The organism is Bacillus sp. JJ1503 (assembly GCF_036965125.1).
Taxonomy (GTDB): domain Bacteria; phylum Bacillota; class Bacilli; order Bacillales; family Cytobacillaceae; genus Cytobacillus.
Window position 1 is genome coordinate 1 of the sequence record NZ_JBALOZ010000484.1, and the last position, 1,202, is coordinate 1,202.

Genomic DNA, 1,202 nt, shown 5'->3' on the forward strand with positions numbered 1-1,202 from the left:
ACAGCTGGCCGGGAAATATTAGAGAGCTGAAGAACGCGGTGGAGAACGCCTTTAACAACGTGAGTTCAAATCTCATTACCATCGATGATATTCCTGATCGAATTAGAAATTATTCCGAAAAAGAAGCAAAAGTGAACGTTAGTCATACGAAGATGCTGCCGTTGAAGGATGCAGTTGAAAGCTATGAAAAAACAATCATCATGAATGAACTGCATGAAACGAACGGAAAAATAGCAGAAACAGCGAGGCGTTTAGGGCTTTCCAAGCAATCTTTAAAATACAAATTGGACAAGTATCAATTAAGGTAATAGTAAAGATTTTTTTACGGAGGGGGAGAAAATTTTCCCCCTCTTTTTTTGTCCATTAATGAAACCAATGATGCTGGCTGAATAATTATTTCCATGATTTAAAATAATGAAAAGTATTATAATGGAAAGAAAATTGTCGAAAAACCTGTCAGTTTAAGACTTTTCTTGTCATAGAATCTTCAAAAAATCTAAAACGACAGCTACTAAAATTAAAGTTGGCATGCAAATTGCATTTATAAAGATATCTTGCTCGGGAAGAACTTCCTAGAGCAAAGGCAAAAAGGAAAATGAAAACGATTTCTATTGGTAAAAGAAAGGGATGAGAAATATGAATAAAACGGTCCAGCACAGTCTTATATTAGGTTTTGCCTTATTCGCCATTTACTTCGGTGCAGGAAACTTAATCTTTCCTCCGTCTATTGGCAACGCCTCGGGCACGAATTGGATTCCTGCGCTGATTGGCTTCTGTGTTACGGGAATTGCACTCCCATTATTAGCTGTCATCGCCATTTTAAACGCAGGAGGCAGGTTTGAAGAATTAACGAGACCCATCAGTCCGTGGTTCTATAAAGCTTTTAATCTGTTGCTCATGGTTGGGATTGGTATGTTTGTCACCATTCCTCGCATGGCAGCTACTACTCATGAGCTTGGTGTTTACACTTTATTTCCTCAAGTACCATCCATTGTTACAATTATCGTCTTTTTTGCAATAAGTTTTTATTTTGCCATGGATAAATCTAATGTTATAGAAAAAATCGGGAAGTTTTTAACGCCTTTATTAGTGCTAATTCTTCTATATATTGTTGGAAAAGGAGTATTTAATCCAATTGGAACTCCTGTTGCAACAGATTTGAAATCGCCATTTTCCAATGCCTTTATTAGTGCCTATCAGAC

2 protein-coding genes are annotated in these 1,202 nt (G+C 36.9%); both read left to right on the plus strand.

Annotated features, from left to right (window positions below):
- Positions 1-308 (plus strand): helix-turn-helix domain-containing protein (locus V7149_RS25615; RefSeq protein WP_335348377.1); only part of this gene is annotated, 308 nt, incomplete at its 5' end.
- Positions 309-636: 328 nt separating this feature from the next.
- Positions 637-1,202 (plus strand): branched-chain amino acid transport system II carrier protein (locus V7149_RS25620; RefSeq protein WP_335348378.1); only part of this gene is annotated, 566 nt, incomplete at its 3' end.